This window comes from Rhodoferax ferrireducens T118 (assembly GCF_000013605.1).
Taxonomy (GTDB): domain Bacteria; phylum Pseudomonadota; class Gammaproteobacteria; order Burkholderiales; family Burkholderiaceae_C; genus Rhodoferax; species Rhodoferax ferrireducens.
The window spans coordinates 3,926,866-3,948,351 of sequence record NC_007908.1; the positions used below are offsets into that span (position 1 = coordinate 3,926,866).

Below are 21,486 nucleotides of genomic sequence, written 5' to 3' on the forward strand. Positions count from 1 at the left end.
GCCACAGGAGACAAAAATGGCCAAATGGACTGCTTTCCCCTTCGCGGGCGATTATGTTTTTACCGCTGCCAGCGTCAAAAAGAACTGGGAGCGGCTGCACTTGGGTGACGCCGAGCCACTGCCCAAAGACGCCAAAGTGCTGCAGGCCTGGGCGCTATTTCACAACGGTGAATTCCAGAAGGCCAGGGACATGGGCCTCAAAATCGGTGGCGCCGGCCTCACCGTTGCCAACAAGGCGGCGTGCATTTATGCGACCTACCTGGAACAACAAGAAAAAGCCCGGCTCGACCTCTATATGGACGTTGCCCGACGCGCCAGTGCGCAAGCCGCAGAAGACCCAAGCAATTTCAACGCCCTGTACTGGCAGGCTTATGCACTGGGCCGCTACAGTCAAGGTATCAGCGTGGCCAAAGCGCTAGCCCAGGGACTGGGCAGCAAGGTGAAAAAAGAGCTGGAAAACGTGATCGAAATCGAACCCAAACACGCCGATGCCCACATCGCCCTGGGCTCGTTTCACGCGGAGGTAATCGACAAGGTGGGTTCGCTGATTGGTGGCATGACCTACGGCGCCAAAAAAGACATCGGCCTGCGGCTGTTCCAGGACGCTCTCAAGCTGAATTTTCAATCCGCCATTGGCATGATCGAATACGCCAACGCCATGCTCATGCTCGATGGCGACAAAATGATGAAGGAAGCGACCCGCCTGTACCAGCAAGCCGCTGCCGCCAAGCCCATGGATGCGATGGAACGGCTGGATGTGGAAATGGCAAGGGTTGAACTGGAAGAAGATTAGATTCTTGTCGTTTTTGGCCGCCAGCCCGCATAGGATGGCCGTACATTGCCATTAAAATGATAGCTAAGAAGCCGATTCATTCCAGGGCAACATCAAGGTCAGCAGGGTCAGCTTGGTAAATTCCGGCTCAAACTGGTCGATGATTTTCTGCGGATCGGGGCACAGCGTTGAGTCACTGATGACGCCAAACTGCACGCCCCCGCCGTAACTCAAGATCGAGACGCCCAATCCGACCGTACCCGACTGCGGTACCCAAACCAGGTTTTGCTCCAGCGTGGCGCCGAGGAACTTGAGCTTCTCGCGCGGACCCGGCACGTTGGTCATGACGGCGGTTGTTTTTTTGGAAAACAGGGTCAACAGCGCGTCTTGCGCCGGCTTCATCAACACCCCCGCCACCGCCAGCAGCGCAAACGCCAGCAGCGGCTGCATGCTGCCTTTCATCTCACCCATGCGCGCGCGCACCGCGAACACGCGCTCGATCGGGTTCTCTATCCCGATGGGCAGAACCACCGGTGCCAAGCCAAAGCGATTGCCCAATTGGTAGGCTTCTTCGATCGGGCGCAGGTTCACCGGCACCATGGCACGGATCTCCTTGCCTGCAACGTCATCGCCGAAGGACTTGAGGTAGCCACCCAGAGCGCCGGCTACGCAGCTCAACAACACATCGTTGATGGAGCAGTTCAGCGCACGCCCGACCGCCTTGACGTCGTCCAGCGGGATCGGTTGGCACCAGGCCACGCGTTTGCGCGTGCCGGGCGTGCCCTTGAGGCGCGTCGGCGAGTCGTCGGGCATGAGCGCCAGCGCGGCCGCATCCCGCACCACGTGGTACGCCATTTTGGCCAGATCCAGCGAACCGGCCAAACCCTTCTCCAAGCCCTGCTCCAGCCCTTTTTGCGGATCGATCAAGGTCTCCAGGGCGTTGACCGCGCCATCCCCCACCGCGTCAAGTGCTTTGACCAGCACATCCGTCAACGGCCGGATCAGCGTGTCAGCAATCCAGTCATCCGCACCCTCCAGCCCCTCACCCTGCGCAGGCTGGGTCCCGCTGCGAGGGGGTGCCGAACCGCCATCCACCATGGACTGGGTCACGGCAATCAGCGCCAGGCCATCGGCAATGCAATGATGCAGGCGCGCCATCAAGGCCGAGCCGCCCTGGTAATGCTCAACCAGGCGAAACTCCCACAGGGGATGGTTCATGTCGAGCGATTGCATGGCAAGCTCGGCCAGGCGCTCCTGCAATGCCGTTTGCTCCCCGCCCTGGGCTGTCACAGACAAGGTCTCGCGCACCACATGGCGCTCGATCCGGAAGTCCGTATCGGTCACCCAGCTGGCGCCGCTTGCATCCTGCTGCACCCGCTGACCAAAGCGCGGGTATTGCAGCAAGCGCTCCTCAATGCGCCGGCACACCGCCGGGTAGCTGACCCCTGGCTTGATGATCCACACCCCCACGATCATCATCAAATTGCTGGGCGAATCCATGCGCAACCAGGCCGTGTCGACCTTGCTCATGCGCTCATGTGTCGGCCCGGCTGGCTGATCTTGATCCTGCGGCATCTTCCTTCTTGCCCGTGTGCCTGCTACCGGGCGTGCGGTCTTGGTGGCGACTTTTCTGGCAACGATTCGGGTAACCATAAACACTCCTGACGGGGCAAACCAAAAGCATAACGACAGTTCCTGGGGAACACCCCCTATTCTGTCGGCAAGACGCACACTAAGATACGCCGCAATGACCCCAAACCTGTGGGTTTTTGACTTTATCTGGAGAAGACCATGCCTGACTTGAAAACAAAATTCGAAACCGCCCTTGCCGATTCAAAAAACCTGAGTGAACGCCCGGACAACGCCACGCTACTCAAAATTTACGCCCTTTACAAGCAAGCCAGCGTTGGCGACAACAACGACAAGAAACCCGGTTTCAGTGACATGGTGGGGCGCGCCAAATGGGAAGCCTGGAGCAACCTCAAAGGCACCAGCAGCAACGATGCCATGCAGCAATACATTGACCTGATTGAATCCCTGAGCTGAATCGCCCGCCCCTGCCGCTCGCCAGTTGCGCTCTGCTCACCCCAAGGTGCTGGCGACTGAGCCCCGCGTCACTGGCTTTTGCTGATGTGGGGTTTCGCATGCGCCCGGAGCTTGGGCTTGGGCGTGAGCAGGTCATCCAGATTTTTGATGATTTCACTTTCGATCCGGGCCTTGAACGCGCCCACCAGAAAACCGAGTTTGGCCTGGAGTTCAAACTTGTCCTTGGTCACCGACAAGGTGCCGTGAACACCTGAGCGTGTAAAAGACACTTCATCAACTGTCTTGCCTTCTTCGTAAATGCAGCGCATGCCAAGTTCTTCTTCGGCATGCTCGGCCCATTTGAAGGCCACTTTGCGCGCATCAGCCAGTCCAAGCGTGTGTTGACGCAAGATATGAAGATCAGCCACTGAGGTGCTCCGTTGTTGTTTGTTCCAGGACTCGGGTCCGCTCAGCCGCCGGCATTTTCGCCAACTGCCGCACTGCATCATAAAACCGTTGCCAGTCCCGGCCCTGGCGCTCAAACAAAGTCTCAAATGCCGGCACCAGTTCGTCATACGCCGCCTGAGCGGCAAACGCCGCGTTGTTGGCGCTCGCAACCCAGGCGTCATAGCCAGCGTAACCACCCCAGCTGCTTCTGAGCCGGGCGTAGTCATCGCGGAAATTCTGCATTGCTGCCTTTTTCATAGCTACTTGTTCAATAGTGACGGTGGCTGGAGGCTTGTTTTGTTTATAGATTTCATCCAACCGGGTGCGCGTTGCGCGCGACAGCGCCCGCAACTGCCTGCGCCGGGCGTCAAACTCGGCATATTCTTTGCGGGCCAACGCCGAGCCATGCACCGAGAGCCAGCGCTCCCCGCCCAGACGTTCAACCGCCGTGGCAAAAGACTCGTTGAACAGGGTGTCGCCCTTGACATACAACACCTGATGGGCCAGCTCATGAAAAATCATGCGCGCCAACTCCCCCTCCGGGTAGTGGATGAAGGTATTGAGCAGCGGATCGCCACCGGCCCAGTTCAGCCAGCCCAAAGTCGAGTAGGCCGGGACGCCATACACACTGGTTTCCAGCCCTTCGCGCTGCAGCGCAAGCGCCTCGGCATGCGCCTCGTCCTCGTTGAAATAACCACGGTAACCGACACAGCCCGCCACCGGGAAACACCAGGTCTTGAGCGTCAATGAAAACGCAGGCGCCGCCACCACGTTCCACACCACGGAGCGGCGCCGCAAGTCGGCATAACGCTGGTAACTGGCGTTGTCGGGAAGTTGCAGATCGGTCACGGCAAAGCGACGAATGCGCTCGGCCAGCATCAGGCGCTGCTTCAAGGCCGGCGCAACACTCTCATCAGCCAGCCACGTCGCGATCGGTCGAGCCGCCGTCATCATTCGCAGATGGCCGCCAACGGATTGCAGGTAGTAGCCCGTGTCGGCGCAACTGGCTAGCCAGGGGATGAAGGTCAGGAGGACCAAGGTTCGGAGGGTGCGCATCAAAAAAACAGTTTACGATATAGCACCATGCTTTACAAATTCAAATCCAAAAACACCGGTGACGTCATCATGTTGCAGCCCAACGGACGACGCGTGCTGCAGATCATCGGCAAAGATGTGCCTGAAGACATCGAGACCACGGGTGAAAAAGGCATCATCCTGCCAGAGCAGATGCCTGCCGCCATTGCCGCACTGGAGGCGGCCATTGCGCGGGAAGAAGCGGATCAGAAAGCCGCGCTGGCGGAGGCACTGGCACACAATGAACCCGCGCCCCACTTTGAATCGGTCTCCCTGCGCCAGCGGGCGCAGCCCTTTATTGAGATGCTCAAGCGCTGCCAGGAAGATGGCAGCGACGTTGTCTGGGGCGTTTAACAGGCGCCAGCGCCACCTGCTGACGCCGTGGCTTAACGGTAGCTGCGGGCGTCCTCAATCACCTTGCCATCATTGGGCAGGCTGCCCGGCAGCAAGATCTCGACCGCGCCGCGCAGCTTGGTGACATCCCGAATGGCCTCGCCAATCTTGGCGGCCAGCGCATCCGGGCCACTGCACGCCGTCTCCACCTTGAGCGTCATCACATCGTTGGCCATCTCACCTGTCACCACCAGCCGGGCGCGCGCCACTTCAGGAAAACGTTTGATGATGTCGGCAATCTGGCCCGGGTGCACAAACATGCCGCGGATTTTGGTCGTCTGGTCAGCCCGGCCCAGCCAGCCCTTGATGCGCGTGTTGGTGCGCCCGGTCGGGCAGGGGCCGCTCAACACCGCCGACAAGTCCCCGGTGCCGAAGCGAATGAGCGGATAGTCCGGGTTCAATGTCGTGACCACCACTTCACCCACTTCACCGTCCTGCACCGGGTCACCGGTGCCGGGCCGCACGATCTCGACAATCACATTTTCATCCAGAACCAGCCCCTCTCGCGCCGGGGTTTCGTAGGCGATCGAACCCAGATCAGCGGTTGCATAACACTGGTAACCGGCAATGCCGCGCTCGGCAAACCAGTCCCGCAGGGATGGCGGAAAGGCTTCACCGCCAAACATGGCTTTCTTGACGCTCGGCAGTGCCACACCCATCTCATGCGCCTTGTCGACAATGATTTTCAGAAAACTCGGTGTCCCAATATAGCCCGCCGGCTGCAGTTCGCGCATGGCTTGCACTTGCTGCTCTGTCTGGCCGGTACCGCCCGGGAAAACGGTGCAACCGAGCGCGTGGGCACCGGATTCCATCATGGAGCCAGCGGGCACAAAGTGGTAGCTGAAGCTGTTGTGAATCAGTTCACGTGGGCGAAAACCGGCCGCAAACATGGCGCGCGCCATGCGCCAATAGTCTTTGGCCGCTCCTTCAGGCTCATAAATGGGGCCGGGGCTGGCAAAAACGCGCGGCATCCGCTCGCCAAAGCCGATCGCGCTGAAGCCGCCAAACACGTTGCCGCCGCCGGCCCGGCTGGCCTGCTGGCGCTCCAGCAACTCATGCTTGCGCGTGACGGGCAGCGACGCCAAGGCCGCCCGACTGGTCACCGTGGCCGGGTTGACGTCCTGCAAAATCTGATGAAAGGCGGCCGATGAATCTCTGGCATGGGCCACCTGAGCCGGCAATGCCGTCATCAGGGCAGTTTCACGCGCCGTGTGGTCGCGCGTTTCCAACGCATCGTAATGTTCAATCATGTTTCTTCCTGTAAGGCCCCGACCGCAACTGGGTCGACGCACGGCAGTCATCGTTTTCAGGCCAGCCAGCGCTTGCGCCGCTTGTAACTCTTCACATCCTTGAAGCTCTTGCGCTCACCCCCGCCCACGCCCAGGTAGAACTCCTTGACGTCTTCGTTGTTGGCGAGATCGCTGGCCACACCGTCCATCACCACCCGGCCGGACTCCATGATGTAGCCGTAGTCGGCGTATTTCAGGGCCATGTTGGTGTTTTGCTCGGCAAGCAAGAAAGTGACTTTTTCTCGTCTGTTGAGGTCTTTCACAATCTCGAACACTTCTTCCACAATCTGCGGCGCCAGACCCATGGATGGCTCATCGAGCAACACCATGCTGGGGTTGGCCATCAGGGCGCGACCAATGGCGCACATCTGCTGCTCGCCGCCCGAGGTGTAGGCCGCCTGGCTGGTGCGACGCGTCTTCAGGCGCGGAAAGTAGGTGTAGACCTTGTCGAGATTGCGCGCGACCTCAGCCTTGTCCTTGCGGGTGTAGCTGCCGGTCAGCAGATTTTCTTCGATCGTCAGGTGCGCAAAACAGTGCCGCCCTTCCATCACCTGCACCACGCCGCGCTGCACCAGGTCAGACGGTGAAAGATTCTCGATGCGCTCGCCGCGCAGTTCAATCGACCCCTTGGTCACTTCACCACGCTCACCGCGCAGCAGGTTGGAAATGGCACGCAAGGTGGTGGTCTTGCCCGCGCCGTTGCCGCCCAGAATGGCCACGATTTTGCCTTCCGGCACATTGAGCGAAACGCCTTTGAGCACCAGAATGACGTGGTTGTAAATGACCTCGATGCCATTGACGTTGAGAACGATTTTTTTGGAGTCCATATATCCTTGCCTTCACCAATCTTTCACCAATCGGCAGCACTGCGCGCAATGCTGCCGGCTGGACTGTCATTGCCGACTTGAGAAGTCTTCATTGCGGACCCAGTCCGCAATGAGATTCAAAAGACCGAGAATGACAAGTCGATCAGGACTGGCAGTCCTTCACATCGCGCCGGGTCATCTTCTTGTCGGCAAGATATTTGTCCGCACCGGCCTTGATCATGGGTTTGAGAATCTGCTCATCCGCCTCGAGATAATCCGAGCTGATGTCCCATTTCTTTCCGTCCCAGGTCTCGATACGCGCCGCGGTCGAGCCCATGTGGTCAGCGCATGAAGTGCTGAGCGGGCGCATCACGCCGGCAAAGCCCAACGCATCAAGCTTCTTCTGGTCCAGCGCCAGGTTTTCCAGGCCCCAGCGCACCTGTTCGCCGGTCATGACCTTGCCCTTGCCAAAGCGCTCCTGAGCCTTGCGTACGGCTTCAATGCTCAGCATCTGGATGATCACGCCGCGCGTATACAGCACTTGGCCGACTTCGTCTTTAGGCCCCGTGCCTTGACCTTTGGCATGCACATATTTCAGGATGTCCTGCATGACTTTGGGCTGTTGACCCGAGGTGTTGAGCGCCAGTGCGTGATAGCCCTTGGCACCTTCGCCCACGTCCTTCACGTCCGGCTCGGCACCGGCCCACCACACGCCGTACATCTTGTCACGCGGGTAGCCGGTGGCCTGCGCTTCTTTCAACGAAGTGGAGTTCATCACGCCCCAGCCCCACAGCAGCACATAGTCAGGTTTGCTTTGACGAACCTGAAGCCAGGTGGCCTTTTGATCCACGCCCGGTGCGGTGACAGGCAACAACTGCAGCTCAAAGCCGTGCATCTTCGCGCGCTCTTGCAGCAGCGGAATCGGCTCCTTGCCAAATGGACTGTCGTGGTACACGAGTGTGATCTTCTTGCCCTTGAGCTTGTCGAGGCCACCCAGGCTCTTGCCAATGTGCTGAATCAGGATGTCGGCACCCGTCCAGTAGCTGCCCTGCAAGGGAAAATTCCACTTGAACGCCATGCCATCTTGCGAGACGGCCAGGCCGTAGCCGAGGGTCACCAAGGGAACTTTGTCCACCGGTGCCTTTTCGGTCAGGGCAAAGGTAATGCCGGTACTCTGCGGGTCAAACAACGCCACACCGGGTCGGCTCTTCAGGCGCTCGTAGCACTCAACGCCACGGTCGGTCGCGTAGCCGGTTTCGCATTCTTCGTAGGTCAGCTTGACACCATTGATGCCGCCATCACGTGCAATGACCATCTTGAGATAGTCCTGTTTGCCGTTGGCCCAGGGCGTGCCGTTGGGCGCGTAAGCACCCGTGCGGTAGGACAGCAGCGGGAAGAACTGCTCCTTGGCCTGCGCGTAGGCGCCAACCCCGATCGCAGCCAGCAGGCCTGCCAGAACAACGTTACGAATTTTCATGGAAGTCTCCTCATGTATTGGCACTCGCATGCCTGTGGTTAAAGAAAAAAGTGAATCAAAAAATAGTCTTAGTGGGGAAATGGCCATAAGCGCAGTTTTTGCTTGCCAATTGACCATAACTTGGCCAGACCATGGGGTTCGACGATCAGAAACCACACAATCAAGGAGCCAAACACGATCAACTCAGCATGCGAGGTCACAACGGTTGAAATCGGAACACCAACTGCACGCCCCAAAAAAGGCAGAAACTGGTTCAAGAAGATCGGCAAAATCACGATAAAGGCAGCGCCAAAAAAACTGCCCATGATGGAGCCCATGCCACCGATGATGACCATGAACAGCAACTTGAACGACAGGTCCACCGAGAATGCGGCAGGCTCCCAGGCACTCAGATAGACAAAGCCCCACAGCGCACCGGCCACGCCAATAATGAACGAGCTGACCGCAAAAGCGCTGAGCTTGGCATACATGGGACGGATGCCAATCACCGCAGCGGCCACATCCATATCGCGAATCGCCATCCACTCCCGGCCAACGGCACTGCGCACCAGGTTCTTGGCCAACAGCGCCAGCACCACCAAAATGGTCAGACAAAAAAGATACTTGGAGGTCGGACTCTCAATTGGAATACCGAACACCTGCAAGCCCGCCACCGATACCGACCCGGATGGTGCGTCATTGGTAAACCACTTGATGCGCAGGAACATCCAGTCACTAAAAAACTGCGCGGCCAGTGTCGCCACTGCCAGATAGAGCCCCTTCACGCGCAAGCTGGGTAGACCGAACAGGATGCCGAAAGCGCTGGCACACAGGCCGCCGAGAATGAGTGCAAGCAGCAGCGGCATACCGGGCACACGCACAAAGAAATTGAAGGCCGCGTAGGCACCCACCGCCATGAAGGCACCCGAGCCCAATGAAATTTGCCCACAGTAGCCAACCAGGATATTCACCCCCAAGGCGGCCAGCGACATGATCAAGAAAGGAATCAAAATCGCCCGAAACATGTAGCCACTGCTCAGCATTGGAACGACGATGAACGCCGCTGCGATGAGCAGCAACACCGCCCAGCGATCTTGCGCAATCGGGAATATCTGCTGATCAGCGCGATAAGTTGTCTTGAACTGGCCGTTTTCTCTGTAAAACATAATGCTTCTTTTCTTGTGTGCCGTTACACGCGGTCAATGATCTTTTCACCAAACAGCCCTTGCGGCCGGAACAGCAGAAACACCAGGGCCAGCACGTAGGCAAACCAGATTTCGATGCCACCACCGACGTAAGGTCCTACAAATACCTCGGACATTTTTTCACCGACGCCAATGATGAGCCCGCCAATAATGGCACCCGGCACCGAGGTCAGACCACCCAGAATCACCACCGGCAAGGCCCGCAGTGCCACCGTCGTGAGCGAAAACTGCACGCCCAGCTTGCTGCCCCAGATCACACCGGCCACCAAGGCGACCACGCCGGCGACACACCAGACAATGAACCAGATGCGGTTAAGCGGGATGCCAATACTTTGCGCCGCCTGATGATCATCAGCGACTGCTCGCAGTGCCCGCCCAGTGCTTGTTTTCTGGAAGAACAAGCTCAGCATGGCGACCAGCACGGCGGCAATCAGGGCGGCGTAAAGGTCTTCCTTGTTGATCAGGATGCCGCCCTCAAAGACGCTTTCAAACGCCAGCATCGGGTCTTTTGGCATGCCAATGTTAATTTCGTAAATATTGCTGCCAAAAAGGGTCTGCCCGATGCCATCGAGGAAATAGCCAATACCTAAAGTGGCCATCAGCAAGGTGGTGCCCTCTTGGTTGACCAGGTGGCGTAGCGCCAGTCGTTCAATCAGCCAGGCGACGACAAACATCACCATGCCCGCGAGCAAGAAGGCGGCAAGGTTGACAGCAATCCGATTGTCGATACCGGTCCAGCCCGGAATCCACTCAGAAAATCGCGCCATCGCCAGCGCTGCAAACAGCACCATGGCGCCCTGGGCAAAGTTGAAGACGCCTGAAGCCTTGTAGATCAGCACAAAGCCAAGCGCCACCAGCGAATACAACATGCCGGCCATCAGGCCACCGAGCAGGGTTTCAAGAAAAAATGCCATGATTAATGTCCCGTTCCAAGATAGGCGCTGATCACTTCTTCGTTGTTACGCACTTCATCGGGCGTGCCGTCGCCAATCTTCTTGCCGTAGTCCAGCACCACCACGCGGTCTGAGATATCCATCACCACCCCCATGTCATGCTCAATCAACACCACCGTGGTGCCAAATTCCTGATTGACGTCGAGCACAAAGCGGCACATGTCCTGCTTTTCCTCCACGTTCATGCCGGCCATCGGCTCGTCGAGCAGCAGCACCTGCGGCTCCATCGCCAGCGCCCGGCCCAGGTCGACGCGTTTTTGCAGACCGTAAGGCAACTGCCCGACCGGCGTCTTGCGATGCGCCTGGATTTCGAGAAAATCGATGATGTGTTCGACAAATTCGCGGTGCTTTTCTTCCTCGCGCTGGGCCGGGCCGATGCGCAGCGCCTGCAAAAACAGATTGCTCTTGATCCGCAGGTTGCGCCCGGTCATGATGTTGTCAATCACGCTCATGCCCTTGAACAACGCCAGGTTTTGAAAGGTGCGCGCGATACCCATCGCGGCAACCGCGTGGCTGTCCATGTGGCTGAAGGTTTTGCCGCGAAAACTGATGGAGCCTTGCTGGGGCGTATAGACCCCGTTGATGCAATTGAGCATGGAGCTCTTGCCCGCGCCATTGGGGCCGATGATGGCGCGCACCTCGTGCTCGCGCACATCAAATGAAATGTCAGTCAGCGCCTTGACGCCGCCGAAACTGAGAGAAATATTCTTGACGTCAAGAACGACATCACCTATTTTTTTGCTCATGCTGCCGCCTTGACGGGTGTAAATGTCTTCGCATCTTCAATTTTCAGCGTCGCGCTGATGCTGCCGGTGCGCCCATCCTCAAACTTGACCTGGGTTTCGATGAACTGCGATGTTTTGCCGCCATACAAGGCATCCACCAGCACATCGTATTTTTCGGCAATAAAGCCGCGCCGTACCTTGTTGGTGCGGGTCAATTCGCCGTCGTCGGCGTCGAGTTCCTTGTGCAGCACCAGAAAGCGGCTGACCTGCGAGCCCGCCAGCAACGTGTCCACGCTCAGGTCGGCATTCACCTTTTCAACACACTCCTTGACGAGTTGGTAGACCTCGGGCTTTTGCGCCAGATCGGTGTAACCGGCATACGGCAGGTTGCGCCGCTCGGCCCAGTTGCCCACCGCGTCAACATCGATGTTGATCATGACGCAGACCTTTTCGCGGCCGTCACCGTAGGCCACCACCTCTTTGATGTGCGGGAAGAACTTGAGCTTGTTCTCCACATACTTGGGGGCGAACATGGCGCCGTCATTGGCACCCCCCTTGATGCGCCCCACGTCTTTGACGCGGTCGATGATCTTGAGGTGGCCGTGGGCATCCAGAAAACCGGCATCGCTGGTGTGGTACCAGCCGTCCGGCGTCAACACCTCGGCAGTGGCTTCAGGATTCTTGAAATAGCCCTTGAGCAGGCCTGGCGACTTGACCAAAATTTCACCGTTGTCAGCCACCTTGATTTCGACCCCGGAACAGGGCACACCCACGGTGTCGGCGCGCGCTTCGTTATCGGGCTGCAGGCAGACAAACACAGCCGTCTCGGTAGAGCCGTAAAGCTGTTTGAGATTGATGCCGATGGAGCGATAAAAACTGAACAAGTCCGGACCGATGGCCTCGCCCGCGGTATAAGCCACCCGCACCCGACTCATGCCCAGGTTGTTGCGCAGTGGCCCATACACCATGAAGTTGCCCAGCGTGTACAGCACACGGTCGCTCAGCGGCACCGACTTGCCATCCATCAGCGTCGGGCCGACCCTTTTTGCCACGCCCATGAAGAATTGAAACATGTTGCGTTTCAGCGTGCCGGCATCTTCCATGCGGATCATCACGCTGGTCAACAAGCCTTCAAACACCCGCGGCGGTGCAAAGTAATAGGTGGGGCCAACCTCCTTCAGGTCGATCGTGACGGTGGCCGCCGACTCCGGACAATTGACCACATAGCCGCAAGCCAGCCACTGCGCGTAGCTGAAAATATTTTGTCCAATCCAGGCTGGCGGCAAATAGGCCAGCACTTCCTCGGAGTGGGTCAGCTTGTCAAAGTCAGCTCCGGCCTTGGCCCGGTTCAACAGCGAGTTATGGGTGTGCACCACACCTTTGGGGTTGCCGGTGGTACCCGAGGTGAAAAACATGGCCGCCACATCATCGGGCTTGATCCGGCTCACCTCGGATGGCAGGAATTCTTGGTGCTGGGCGGCAAACGTCTTGCCGGCGGCCAGCAAATCATCGACCGCCATCAGTCCCGGCTCGTCGTAGTTACGCAGGCCACGCGGATCGTCAAAGTAGATATTTGAAAGTTGCGGGCACTGTTCCCGGATTTCCAGCAGTTTGTCGACCTGTTCCTGGTCTTCGGCAAAGGCAAAACGCACGTCAGCATTGTTGATGGGGAAGACACACTCGGGCGCGGCGGCGTCCTGATAGAGCGGAATGGGAACGGCCCCCAGGGACTGCACGGCCAGCATGGTGGCGTACAAACGCGGCCGGTTGGCGCCAATCACAATCATGTGTTCGTCGCGGCGCAGCCCCGCTTGATGCAGGCCACAAGCAAGCTGCTCCACCAGCACGGCCAGATCAGCCCAGGACAGGGCTTGCCAAATGCCATACTCTTTTTCACGCATGGCAGTCTCGCCCGGACGCTGGGCGGCGTGATTCAACAGCAGTCGAGGAAAAGTGGTCTGCATCCCGATACCTTGTCTTAAGTTCAATAAATTTGCGGGACAGATCTTCCGCTCTGTCCTCAACTAACTGGACACCTTGTGGCACAGATCTTCAGCTCTGCCCCAACTGAGCCATCCGACTTGGCCATCGGCCGCCGGCTTGCTGGAATGAGGCGAATAGTAAACATTCATTTGACGTCAAGTTGTCATTTGAACGACAATTCAGGCTTTTCTCGATAGGTGTTTTCCCTGCGCGTCTCAGTCACCACGGCGCGTGCTTGGCACTTCTTTTCTTGCTCTGCTCTATGAGTTCCGATGTTTCTCTCCACCAGCGCCGCCGGCCGCTGACCGCGGCCGAACTCGACACGATTCCATGGCTGGACCGGCTCTCGCCTGCGGAGTACGAACGGGCGGTGGACGACCTGAAAATCAGCGATGCCGTCGCAGGCGAGTACGTTTGCCGCACGGGTCGCCCGGTCACCTATTGGTTTGGCGTGGTGGACGGATTGCTCAAGATGAGCAGCGACAACGCCGAGGGCCAGACCATGACCTTCACCGGCGTGCCGCCCGGCGGCTGGTTTGGCGAAGGCACGGCGTTGAAGCGCGAAAGCTACCGCTACAACATCCAGGCCCTGCGCAAAAGCCGGGTGGCCGGGCTGAACGTGGACACCTTCCACTGGCTGCTGGACCACTCGATTGGCTTCAACCGCTTTGTGATGAATCAGCTCAACGAGCGGCTTGGCCAGTTCATCGCCGCGCGCGAGATTGACCGCATGAACAACCCCGACATCCGGGTGGCACGCAGTCTGGCCGCGCTGTTCAACCCGGTGCTGTACCCCGGCGTCGGCGAGGTGCTGCGCATCACGCAGCAGGAGCTGGCCTACTTGGTGGGTCTGTCGCGCCAGCGCGTGAATGAAGCCCTGACAGCGCTGGCCGAGCAAGGCGTGATTCGCGTCGAATATGGCGGCCTGCGCGTGTTAAGTCTGGTCGCATTGCGCTCCCAGATATTTTTATAATAAACAAGCCTCTAGCCCGCGTAAAATAAGCACATACAGCTACTATATTTATAGCAAATGACAGATTCAAAATCCCCTCCCCTCTTTCGCCGCGCGGCGCCTCCCACGGCCCGCGCACCCATTCCAGCAGGCCAGACCAACACCGCCGCCGTGGGCCCCAACGGAACCTTGCGCCTGAACAAACGCATGGCCGAACTCGGCCTGGCATCACGCCGCGAAGCCGATGACTGGATTGCCAAGGGCTGGGTCAAGGTCAACGGCGTGGTGGCGACCATGGGCATGCAGGTGCTGCCCGATGTGCGCATTGAGATCGACAAACAAGCCCAGGGCCAGCAAGCCAAGCAAGTGACGGTGCTGGTGCACAAGCCGATCGGCCTCGTCAGCGGCCAGGCTGAAGACGGTCACTTGCCCGCCATCACCCTGGTGCAGCCGCAAAACCGCTGGGCGCAGGACAACGCCCGTTTCTTCTTCCACCCCAGCCAGCTCAAAAGCCTGGTGCCCGCCGGGCGCCTTGACATTGACTCGACCGGGCTGCTGGTGCTGACGCAAGACGGCCGGGTGGCGCGCCAATTGATCGGCGAAGACGCCGTCATGGAAAAGGAATACCTGGTGCGGGTGGTTTACAACGCTGATCAAGGCGCGGCCACCAGCACCGGCCAGCTCAGCCGCATTGACGATGACGACCCCGTCAGCACCGATGTGCAGTCGGTCTTTCCACGCGAGAAACTCGCCTTGCTGCGCCACGGCCTGAGCCTGGACGGACAGGCGCTTCAACCAGCCAAGGTGGACTGGCAAAACCCCGAGCAGCTGCGTTTTATCTTGACTGAGGGCAAGAAACGCCAGATTCGCCGCATGTGCGAGCTGGTGGGTCTGAAAGTGGTTGGCCTCAAGCGTGTGCGCATTGGCAAGGTGATGCTGGGCAATCTGCCGCTGGGCCAGTGGCGCTACCTGGCGCCACATGAGAAATTCTGAGACATTGTGGGACAGACCAAAGCTACACGGAGTGAGCGTGCTCTGTCCTCAACTGATACCGGGATGTCGGATGTCCACATTGTGGGACAGACCAAAGCTACACGGAGTGAGCGTGCTCTGTCCTCAACTGATCGTCGGAGGTAGGAAGTTGCACCATGGCCAAGCCGCCGTCCCCCAAACCCCCTAAACACCTGCACAGCTCGGACCTGCGGGGTGTGGCGCAATTGGCGACACAGGCCACGGCCAGCGTCGCCCGCATCGCCGAAGGGGTACACCAATCGGTCTGGAGCAGCCTGGGCGTCCCCGGTGGCAAGGCGCCTGGGCAAACCCGCGGCATCACCGGCCTGGTCTACAAGAGTGTGCACGGTGTGACCCGGTTGCTCGGCAAAGGCGTGGACACCTTGTTGGCCCGGTTGCAGCCTGCGCTGGACGCAGCACAAACTGCCCCAGCCGGTAGCCCCCAGCGCGCGGCGGTGCTGGCGGCACTCAATGGTGTGATGGGGGATCACCTGCTTGAAAGCCACAACCCGCTCGCTACTCCCATGACCCTGCACTACCAGGGCGAGACGCTGAACTGGCAGGCCCTGCCTCCCATGCCGCACGCCACGGGCAAGGTCCTGCTGCTGATTCACGGGCTCTGCATGAACGACTTGCAATGGCACACGCAACAGAACGGGCAGGTGGTGGACCATGGCGAGACGCTGGCCGCCACGTTGGGCTACACCCCGGTTTATCTGCGCTACAACACCGGTCTGCACACCTCGCAAAACGGACATGACTTGTCAAACCAGCTGGAGCAACTGCTGACGCATTGGCCGACACCGATCAAGGAAATCACCGTGCTGGCCCACAGCATGGGCGGCTTGCTGATCCGCAGTGCGTTCTACTACGCCAGGCAGGATGGTTTGCGTTGGCCCGGTCGTCTGAAAAACATCGTGTTTCTGGGTACGCCGCACCATGGCGCGCCGCTGGAGCGGGCCGGCAACTGGGTGGATGTGGTCCTGGCCAGCACACCCTACAGCGCGCCTTTGGCCAAGCTGGGCCAGTTGCGCAGCGCTGGCATCACCGATCTGCGCTACGGCTTTGTGCTCGACCGTGACTGGCAGGGGCACGACCGCTTTCAACGCAAGCCCGATGCCCGCCAGCCGCTCCCGCTGCCGGCCGGTGTGGCCTGCTACGCGGTGGCCGCCACCACGGCCGCCCGGCGCAGCACCCTGGCAGATCGCCTGATTGGCGATGGCCTGGTGCCCCTGCACAGTGCGCTGGGGCAGCACGATGAGCCGCAAAGAAACCTGGTGTTTGCCAAAACGTCGCAGTGGATTGCCTACCGTACCAGCCACTTGGGCTTGTTGAGCAGCCCCGAGGTCACTCAAAAAATAGTGCAGTGGCTGACGCCAGCGTCGGCGCCAGGCCAAGGCAGCAACTAGCCGCCCGCTTACGCCGCCCGCGGCTGCGCCACCTCGCGCATGATCGCGCTGACGTCCCGGCCGACACCGCGATAGCCGGTGAAGCGGCCCGACGCATCAAACATCGGCTCCCCGCTGACCTGAAAGTACTGGCGCTCGCCCGCGTCATCGATCCGGCTGAAGACAAAATCGAGAAACGGCCGGCGCGCCGCCACATTCGCCTTGAGAACCGCGCGCTCCGCCTCATTCCAGCGCAACGCCTGCTCCTGTTTGATTTCTCCCAGCAGGCTTTCCATCGATATGCCCAGCATGTCCAGCACCGGGCCATACACCTTGGTGAATTGCCCCTGCGCGTCCTGCTCCCAGTACCAGTCCGATGCCAGTTCCGTCAGGCGGCGAAAGCGGGCTTCACTTTCAGTCAATTCAGCGGTCCGCTCCGCCACCGTTTGCTCCAGCACCTGGCTGTAATTCTGGAGTTTTTTGTACAACAAGCGCACTTCCAGCATGTTGTGAATCCGTGTCTTGACTTCGACCAGATCAAACGGTTTGGCCACAAAATCCTTCGCGCCCGAGGCCAGCGCCCGCAGCTTGTGACCCGGCTGCGCCGTGACCACAAGAATCGGCACATAACCATCGGGGTCAATTTCCTTCAGGCCTTCCATGACCTGAAAACCGTCCATGCCCGGCATCTGCAGATCGAGCAGAATCAGGTCGTAGTGGTTGGCGCGATGCAAATCACAGACCGCAAACGGATCCATGGTCGACGTCAGGCGCTGATAACCCGCGCCTCGCAGCATTTGCTCCAGCAACTGCACGTTGGCCTCCTGGTCGTCCACGATCAGGATACGGGCATTGAGAATATCGGCAGTACTAACCATAAATTTCACTTTCTTGTCAATTTGCACTGGGACCAAGGTTCGGCCAGGACAGGCTATGGCAACTTTGCGTCATCATCACAGCTCGGCGAGCCCTGAGATGCGATAGTCGTTCTTTCCTGCGCCTTTGGCCTCATACAAGGCCAGATCCGCGCTCTTCATCAGCGTCTCGACGTTATCACCATGCACCGGGTAAACACTGACACCGACGCTGGCCGTCACATTCACGCTGCTGCCTTGAATGCTGCAGGGCTTTGACACGGCTTGCAGCACCTTGGACACCAGCTTTTCCATATCGTCACCATGACTCAGTTCCGCCAACGCAATCACAAATTCATCGCCACCCACCCGCGCCACCGTGTCCTCTTGACGCACGGCGCCCACCAGACGGGTAGCCACCATTTTGAGCAGGGCGTCGCCCCCATCGTGGCCCAGGGTGTCGTTGATCTCCTTGAACCCGTCGAGATCCAGATACACGACCGCCATATTGCCCCTGTTCCTGCGCGCATGGGCAATGCCCAAGGCCATTCTGTCCATCAGGAGTCGTCTATTGGGCAGCCCGGTCAAGGGGTCATGCAGTGCCAGGGATTCCAGCGCTCGGTTCTGGTGTTCGAGTTGTTTGTACAACAGGCGCACTTCCAGCATATTGTGAATGCGCGTCCTGACTTCCATCAGGTCAAATGGTTTGCTGATGAAGTCTTTCGCCCCGGAGGCCAATGCCCTCAGCTTATGGTCCGGATGGGCCGTGATCACCAGTATCGGAAAGTAGCCGTCGGCATCGGCTTCATCTTCCTTCAGCGCCTCCATCACCTGAAAACCATCCCGGCCGGGCATCTCGAGATCGAGCAATATCAGGTCGTAACGGTTGGTGCGATGCAGGTCGCACACGGCATATGGATCCATGGTTGACGTCAGGCGCCGATAGCCGGCTTCACGCAGTATTTGCTCCAGCAGCCGCACATTGACCTCCTGATCGTCCACGATCAGGATGCTGGCAGCAAGAATATCGGCGGCGTCAAGCATCACATGGATTCTTCCATTGCGGCGTTGTCCAATCCGGTCCGCGCCGTTTCCAGCGCCATATCCAGCACTTCCATGAACTCGTTGACTTTGATCGGCTTGGTCAGGTAGCGCAAGAACCCGGCCTGCAGGCCTTTCTCAATGTCGCGAGGCATCGCATTGGCACTGATGGCCACCACCGGAATGTGCCGGGTTGCAGGGTCTTCACGCAGGATTTTCAGCGCCTGAAGGCCGCTGATGCCCGGCAGATTGATGTCCATCAGAATCACTTTGGGCAGATGAATGCGCGCCAGCGTAATACCTTGCATGCCATCCGTGGCACTCAACAGGCGCATATCCGGACGTCGCGCAATAAGCTGCTTGACCAACTCCATGTTGGCCCGGTTGTCTTCCACGTACAGCAGCGTGCGCAGCGCGGCGCCAGGCGCGGTGGGCGGCTGCGCCGGCACCAGCGGGGCATCGGAATCGGCGGCAAATTGCGGTGCCGCCACCAAATTCAACTCAAACCAGAACACGCTGCCGGTCCCGACGATACTTTGCGCGCCAATTTCGCCCCCCATCAATTCGACCAGCCGCTTGCTCACCACCAGGCCGATGCCGGTACCCTCTTCGGAACCAACCTCTTGCCCGAGCCGATTGAACGGCTGAAACAGTTGGGTCACTTTCTCTGCCGAGAGTCCTTCGCCCGAATCGCGCACACTGATCCGCAGGCGTTGCGCGGCGACCTTCTTGCACGTCACTTCGACCGTACCGCCCACGCGGTTGTACTTGATGGCGTTGGACATCAGGTTCACGATCACCTGCTTGACACGCGTCCGGTCGGCATTCACAAAGCAAGGGGCGTTGAACTGCGGAAAGCTGATGCGAATGTCGCTCTTTTGTGCCTGCGGTTCGATCATGGCTTGACAGTCAAGCAACACGTCCGGCAGCGCGATCGGCTCCATCGACAGCGACAGCTTGCCGGACTCGATCAAGGCCAGATCGAGAATCTCGTTGATCAACTCCAGCAGATACCAGCCGCCATGAAGAATCTGGTCGATGCTGGCCTTTTGCGTGGCCGTGGGCGGCGGCACACCCGACTCCATCAGTTGCGCAAAGCCCAGGATCGCATTGAGCGGAGAGCGCAACTCGTGGCTCATGCTCGACAGAAACTCTGATTTGGCGAGATTGGCCTTGTCGGCGGCTTGCCGGGCGCTCTCGAGTTCGACATTCTTGTCCCGCAGCGCCCGATCGAGCACCGCCCGCTCGGCTTCGACGCGCTTGCGCGCCGTGTTGTCGGTACCGATCAACAGGTAACCAATGATGACGCCCTGCGCGTCGCGCAGCGCCGTGACCGACACCACCGCCGGGAAGCGGCTGCCGTCTTTGCGGATGTAGGTCAGCTCGTAGATGTCCTCAATGCCGCGCGAGGCCTTGAACACCAGCGCTTCGAAGCCCGGCTCAATCTGGGTCCCGAGTTCGAGACTGAGTGCCTTGGCCCGCGCAATCACTTCTTTCGAATCGGAAATGTCGGCCGGGGTGACCTTGTTCATCACCTCTGCCGCCGTGTAACCCAGCATGCGCTCGGCGCCGACGTTGAAAATCTGAATGACGCCCTTGGCGTCAGTGGCAATGCTGGAAAAATTGGCGCTGTTGAAAATCGCGCTCTGCAAGGCCCCCGCCTGAAGCAGCGCTTCTTCGGCCTGTTTGCGCGCGGTGGTATCGCGCAAAATGCCGGTGAAATAGCGCTCGCCGCCCAACCACATCTCGCTGACGGCCATCTCCATCGGGAAAACACTGCCATCCTGGCGCCGGCCCAGCACCTCGCGCCCCAAGCCGGCCGCACGCGCCTCGTCACTGGCACTGTAGTACTCAAGTGAGCCATTGCGCTGATCCTGGTCCAATTCGGGAATCAGCAGGCTGAAGTTCTGCCCGACCAGCTCGATCCCGCTATAGCCAAACATGCGCTCAGCGGCCGGATTCACGGTCTTGATCATGCCGCCGCGGGCATAAATGGTGATGATGCCATCCGCCACGGTATTGAGAATGGTCTGGATCAGGGCCGTGCTGTCGCGCAGGGCCTGCTGGGCCGCATATTCCTCGGTGACGTCACGAAACACGAGCACGGCACCGATCACCTGTCCGTCGCGGTCGCGAATCGGTGCGCAACTGTCGGCAATATCGCACTCGCTGCCATCGCGTGCAATCACAACCGTGTGATTGGCCAGGCCCTGAATCGTGCCGTGCGCCAGGGTTTCCGCCACGGGAACGGTGGCGCTGAGCCGGGTTTCCTTGTTGATGATTGTGAAAATCTCGTCCACCGGGCGACCGCTGGCCTGCGCTTGTGTCCAGCCGGTGAGCCGCTCGGCCAGGGGATTGAGCAGCGTCACGCGCGCAGCGGCGTCGGTGGCAATCACGGCATCCCCAATGGAATGCAGCGTCACGGCGAATTTTTCCTCGCTCTCCCGCAAAGTCAGGTTGGCCTGATGCAGTTGCTGATTGGTCCACTCCTGCTCCTTCAGCAGGTGCTGACGCTCTGCTTCAACCTGCTTGCGCGCGGTGTTGTCGGTGCCGATCAGGAGGTAACCGATGACGGTGCCGCGCGCATTGCGCAAGGCGGTGACCGACACGATGGCCGGAAAACGGCTGCCGTCTTTGCGGATGTAGGTCAGCTCGTAAATGTCTTCAATACCGCGCGAGGCTTTGAACACCAGGGCCTCGAAACCCGGCGCAATGGCGGTTTCAAGCTCAGCGCTCAGTTCGGTGGCACGCAAGATCAATTCCTGCGGATCGGAGATATCGGCGGGCGTGATCTTGTTCAGGACATCGGCGGCGGCATAGCCCAGCATGCGCTCGGCGCCAATATTGAAAATCTGAATAACGCCCCGTTCATCGGTGGCAATACTCGAAAAATTGGCGCTATTGAGAATCGCGTTCTGCAAGGCCCCGGTTTTGAGCAAGGCCTCCTGTCGCCTGAACTCGGTCAGACCCTCCGGCGTGCCTGCGACAGCCTTGGGCAAGTCAGGGATAGGGTCAGTTTTTAACATGGTCGATGATTGTTATAGCGCGAATGAGCATACCGACCCAGTTTGCGCTGGTCCGTGCGTTATCGAACATAAGGCGGCAATTTCAT

Annotated in this window: 19 protein-coding genes; 6 read left to right on the forward strand and 13 right to left on the reverse strand. The window is 59.2% G+C overall.

What is annotated here, in order from left to right; translation table 11 throughout:
• Window positions 1-16 precede the first annotated feature (16 nt).
• Window positions 17-793, forward strand: coding sequence for a hypothetical protein (locus RFER_RS17885; RefSeq protein ID WP_011465798.1), 777 nt, complete (start codon window positions 17-19; stop codon window positions 791-793).
• Window positions 794-856: 63 nt separating this feature from the next.
• Here RFER_RS17885 and RFER_RS17890 read toward each other — a convergent pair whose 3' ends face one another.
• Window positions 857-2,347 (reverse strand): wax ester/triacylglycerol synthase family O-acyltransferase, encoded by a 1,491-nt coding sequence (locus tag RFER_RS17890; protein WP_011465799.1) that lies wholly within the window; start codon window positions 2,345-2,347, stop codon window positions 857-859.
• A 216-nt stretch (window positions 2,348-2,563) separates the two neighbouring features.
• On the opposite strand from RFER_RS17890, the gene RFER_RS17895 reads away from it, so the two are divergent.
• Window positions 2,564-2,818, forward strand: a complete 255-nt coding sequence (locus RFER_RS17895) for an acyl-CoA-binding protein (RefSeq protein ID WP_011465800.1) — start codon at window positions 2,564-2,566, stop codon at window positions 2,816-2,818.
• A 68-nt stretch (window positions 2,819-2,886) separates the two neighbouring features.
• On the opposite strand, the gene RFER_RS17900 is transcribed toward RFER_RS17895, so the two are convergent.
• Both RFER_RS17900 and RFER_RS17905 read right to left on the reverse strand, forming a co-directional pair.
• Window positions 2,887-3,225 carry a polyhydroxyalkanoic acid system family protein gene (locus RFER_RS17900; protein WP_011465801.1) on the reverse strand — a complete coding sequence of 113 codons (339 nt, stop codon included), beginning with the start codon at window positions 3,223-3,225 and terminating at the stop codon, window positions 2,887-2,889.
• A complete protein-coding gene (locus tag RFER_RS17905; RefSeq protein ID WP_011465802.1) occupies window positions 3,218-4,300 on the reverse strand; it encodes an aminopeptidase in 1,083 nt (360 codons plus the stop codon). The genes RFER_RS17900 and RFER_RS17905 overlap by 8 nt, the downstream gene beginning before the upstream one ends.
• Window positions 4,301-4,327: 27 nt before the next feature.
• On the opposite strand from RFER_RS17905, the gene RFER_RS17910 reads away from it, so the two are divergent.
• Entirely contained in the window at window positions 4,328-4,672 is a 345-nt protein-coding gene (locus RFER_RS17910; protein ID WP_011465803.1) for a DUF1840 domain-containing protein, read from the forward strand.
• 32 nt (window positions 4,673-4,704) lie between these two features.
• On the opposite strand, the gene RFER_RS17915 is transcribed toward RFER_RS17910, so the two are convergent.
• The 7 genes from RFER_RS17915 to RFER_RS17945 all read right to left on the reverse strand — a co-directional run bounded on the left by RFER_RS17915 (window position 4,705) and on the right by RFER_RS17945 (window position 13,109).
• Window positions 4,705-5,961, reverse strand: a complete 1,257-nt coding sequence (locus tag RFER_RS17915; protein WP_011465804.1) for a phenylacetate--CoA ligase family protein — start codon at window positions 5,959-5,961, stop codon at window positions 4,705-4,707.
• 56 nt (window positions 5,962-6,017) lie between these two features.
• A complete protein-coding gene (locus RFER_RS17920; protein ID WP_011465805.1) occupies window positions 6,018-6,827 on the reverse strand; it encodes an ABC transporter ATP-binding protein in 810 nt (269 codons plus the stop codon).
• A gap of 142 nt (window positions 6,828-6,969) precedes the next feature.
• Complete coding sequence (locus RFER_RS17925) at window positions 6,970-8,283, reverse strand: ABC transporter substrate-binding protein (protein ID WP_011465806.1); 1,314 nt, start codon at window positions 8,281-8,283, stop codon at window positions 6,970-6,972.
• A 68-nt stretch (window positions 8,284-8,351) separates the two neighbouring features.
• Window positions 8,352-9,428, reverse strand: coding sequence for a branched-chain amino acid ABC transporter permease (locus RFER_RS17930; RefSeq protein ID WP_011465807.1), 1,077 nt, complete (start codon window positions 9,426-9,428; stop codon window positions 8,352-8,354).
• A 23-nt stretch (window positions 9,429-9,451) separates the two neighbouring features.
• Complete coding sequence (locus RFER_RS17935; protein WP_011465808.1) at window positions 9,452-10,381, reverse strand: branched-chain amino acid ABC transporter permease; 930 nt, start codon at window positions 10,379-10,381, stop codon at window positions 9,452-9,454.
• A 2-nt stretch (window positions 10,382-10,383) separates the two neighbouring features.
• A complete protein-coding gene (locus RFER_RS17940; protein WP_011465809.1) occupies window positions 10,384-11,166 on the reverse strand; it encodes an ABC transporter ATP-binding protein in 783 nt (260 codons plus the stop codon).
• Window positions 11,163-13,109 carry an AMP-dependent synthetase/ligase gene (locus tag RFER_RS17945; protein ID WP_011465810.1) on the reverse strand — a complete coding sequence of 649 codons (1,947 nt, stop codon included), beginning with the start codon at window positions 13,107-13,109 and terminating at the stop codon, window positions 11,163-11,165. The genes RFER_RS17940 and RFER_RS17945 overlap by 4 nt, the downstream gene beginning before the upstream one ends.
• A gap of 281 nt (window positions 13,110-13,390) precedes the next feature.
• Between RFER_RS17945 and RFER_RS17950 the strand changes: the two genes are divergently transcribed.
• The 3 genes from RFER_RS17950 (at window position 13,391) to RFER_RS17960 (ending at window position 16,500) form a co-directional block, all read left to right on the forward strand.
• Entirely contained in the window at window positions 13,391-14,101 is a 711-nt protein-coding gene (locus tag RFER_RS17950; protein ID WP_011465811.1) for a Crp/Fnr family transcriptional regulator, read from the forward strand.
• 57 nt (window positions 14,102-14,158) lie between these two features.
• On the forward strand, window positions 14,159-15,073 hold the full coding sequence (locus RFER_RS17955) for a pseudouridine synthase (RefSeq protein WP_011465812.1): 915 nt from the start codon (window positions 14,159-14,161) through the stop codon (window positions 15,071-15,073).
• Between the two features lie 155 nt (window positions 15,074-15,228).
• Window positions 15,229-16,500, forward strand: a complete 1,272-nt coding sequence (locus tag RFER_RS17960; protein WP_011465813.1) for an esterase/lipase family protein — start codon at window positions 15,229-15,231, stop codon at window positions 16,498-16,500.
• Window positions 16,501-16,508: 8 nt separating this feature from the next.
• Here RFER_RS17960 and RFER_RS17965 read toward each other — a convergent pair whose 3' ends face one another.
• The 3 genes from RFER_RS17965 to RFER_RS24685 all read right to left on the reverse strand — a co-directional run bounded on the left by RFER_RS17965 (window position 16,509) and on the right by RFER_RS24685 (window position 21,400).
• Window positions 16,509-17,357, reverse strand: coding sequence for a response regulator (locus RFER_RS17965; RefSeq protein WP_011465814.1), 849 nt, complete (start codon window positions 17,355-17,357; stop codon window positions 16,509-16,511).
• A 75-nt stretch (window positions 17,358-17,432) separates the two neighbouring features.
• A complete protein-coding gene (locus tag RFER_RS17970; protein WP_011465815.1) occupies window positions 17,433-18,377 on the reverse strand; it encodes a diguanylate cyclase domain-containing protein in 945 nt (314 codons plus the stop codon).
• The gene (locus RFER_RS24685; RefSeq protein WP_011465816.1) at window positions 18,377-21,400 is read right to left on the reverse strand and encodes a hybrid sensor histidine kinase/response regulator; all 3,024 of its coding nucleotides are present in this window, start codon (window positions 21,398-21,400) and stop codon (window positions 18,377-18,379) included. Before RFER_RS24685 ends, RFER_RS17970 begins: the two co-directional genes overlap by 1 nt.
• Window positions 21,401-21,486 lie beyond the last annotated feature (86 nt).

Coding starts and splice junctions, on each gene's coding strand:
- RFER_RS17970 (WP_011465815.1), bottom strand. CDS start 18,377: ATGCTTGACGCCGCCGATATTCTTGCTGCCAGCATCCTGATCGTGGAC.
- RFER_RS17905 (WP_011465802.1), bottom strand. CDS start 4,300: ATGCGCACCCTCCGAACCTTGGTCCTCCTGACCTTCATCCCCTGGCTA.
- RFER_RS24685 (WP_011465816.1), bottom strand. CDS start 21,400: ATGTTAAAAACTGACCCTATCCCTGACTTGCCCAAGGCTGTCGCAGGC.
- RFER_RS17940 (WP_011465809.1), bottom strand. CDS start 11,166: ATGAGCAAAAAAATAGGTGATGTCGTTCTTGACGTCAAGAATATTTCT.
- RFER_RS17915 (WP_011465804.1), bottom strand. CDS start 5,961: ATGATTGAACATTACGATGCGTTGGAAACGCGCGACCACACGGCGCGT.
- RFER_RS17895 (WP_011465800.1), top strand. CDS start 2,564: ATGCCTGACTTGAAAACAAAATTCGAAACCGCCCTTGCCGATTCAAAA.
- RFER_RS17945 (WP_011465810.1), bottom strand. CDS start 13,109: ATGCAGACCACTTTTCCTCGACTGCTGTTGAATCACGCCGCCCAGCGT.
- RFER_RS17950 (WP_011465811.1), top strand. CDS start 13,391: ATGAGTTCCGATGTTTCTCTCCACCAGCGCCGCCGGCCGCTGACCGCG.
- RFER_RS17935 (WP_011465808.1), bottom strand. CDS start 10,381: ATGGCATTTTTTCTTGAAACCCTGCTCGGTGGCCTGATGGCCGGCATG.
- RFER_RS17925 (WP_011465806.1), bottom strand. CDS start 8,283: ATGAAAATTCGTAACGTTGTTCTGGCAGGCCTGCTGGCTGCGATCGGG.
- RFER_RS17955 (WP_011465812.1), top strand. CDS start 14,159: ATGACAGATTCAAAATCCCCTCCCCTCTTTCGCCGCGCGGCGCCTCCC.
- RFER_RS17920 (WP_011465805.1), bottom strand. CDS start 6,827: ATGGACTCCAAAAAAATCGTTCTCAACGTCAATGGCATCGAGGTCATT.
- RFER_RS17965 (WP_011465814.1), bottom strand. CDS start 17,357: ATGGTTAGTACTGCCGATATTCTCAATGCCCGTATCCTGATCGTGGAC.
- RFER_RS17910 (WP_011465803.1), top strand. CDS start 4,328: ATGCTTTACAAATTCAAATCCAAAAACACCGGTGACGTCATCATGTTG.
- RFER_RS17930 (WP_011465807.1), bottom strand. CDS start 9,428: ATGTTTTACAGAGAAAACGGCCAGTTCAAGACAACTTATCGCGCTGAT.
- RFER_RS17890 (WP_011465799.1), bottom strand. CDS start 2,347: ATGCCGCAGGATCAAGATCAGCCAGCCGGGCCGACACATGAGCGCATG.
- RFER_RS17885 (WP_011465798.1), top strand. CDS start 17: ATGGCCAAATGGACTGCTTTCCCCTTCGCGGGCGATTATGTTTTTACC.
- RFER_RS17960 (WP_011465813.1), top strand. CDS start 15,229: ATGGCCAAGCCGCCGTCCCCCAAACCCCCTAAACACCTGCACAGCTCG.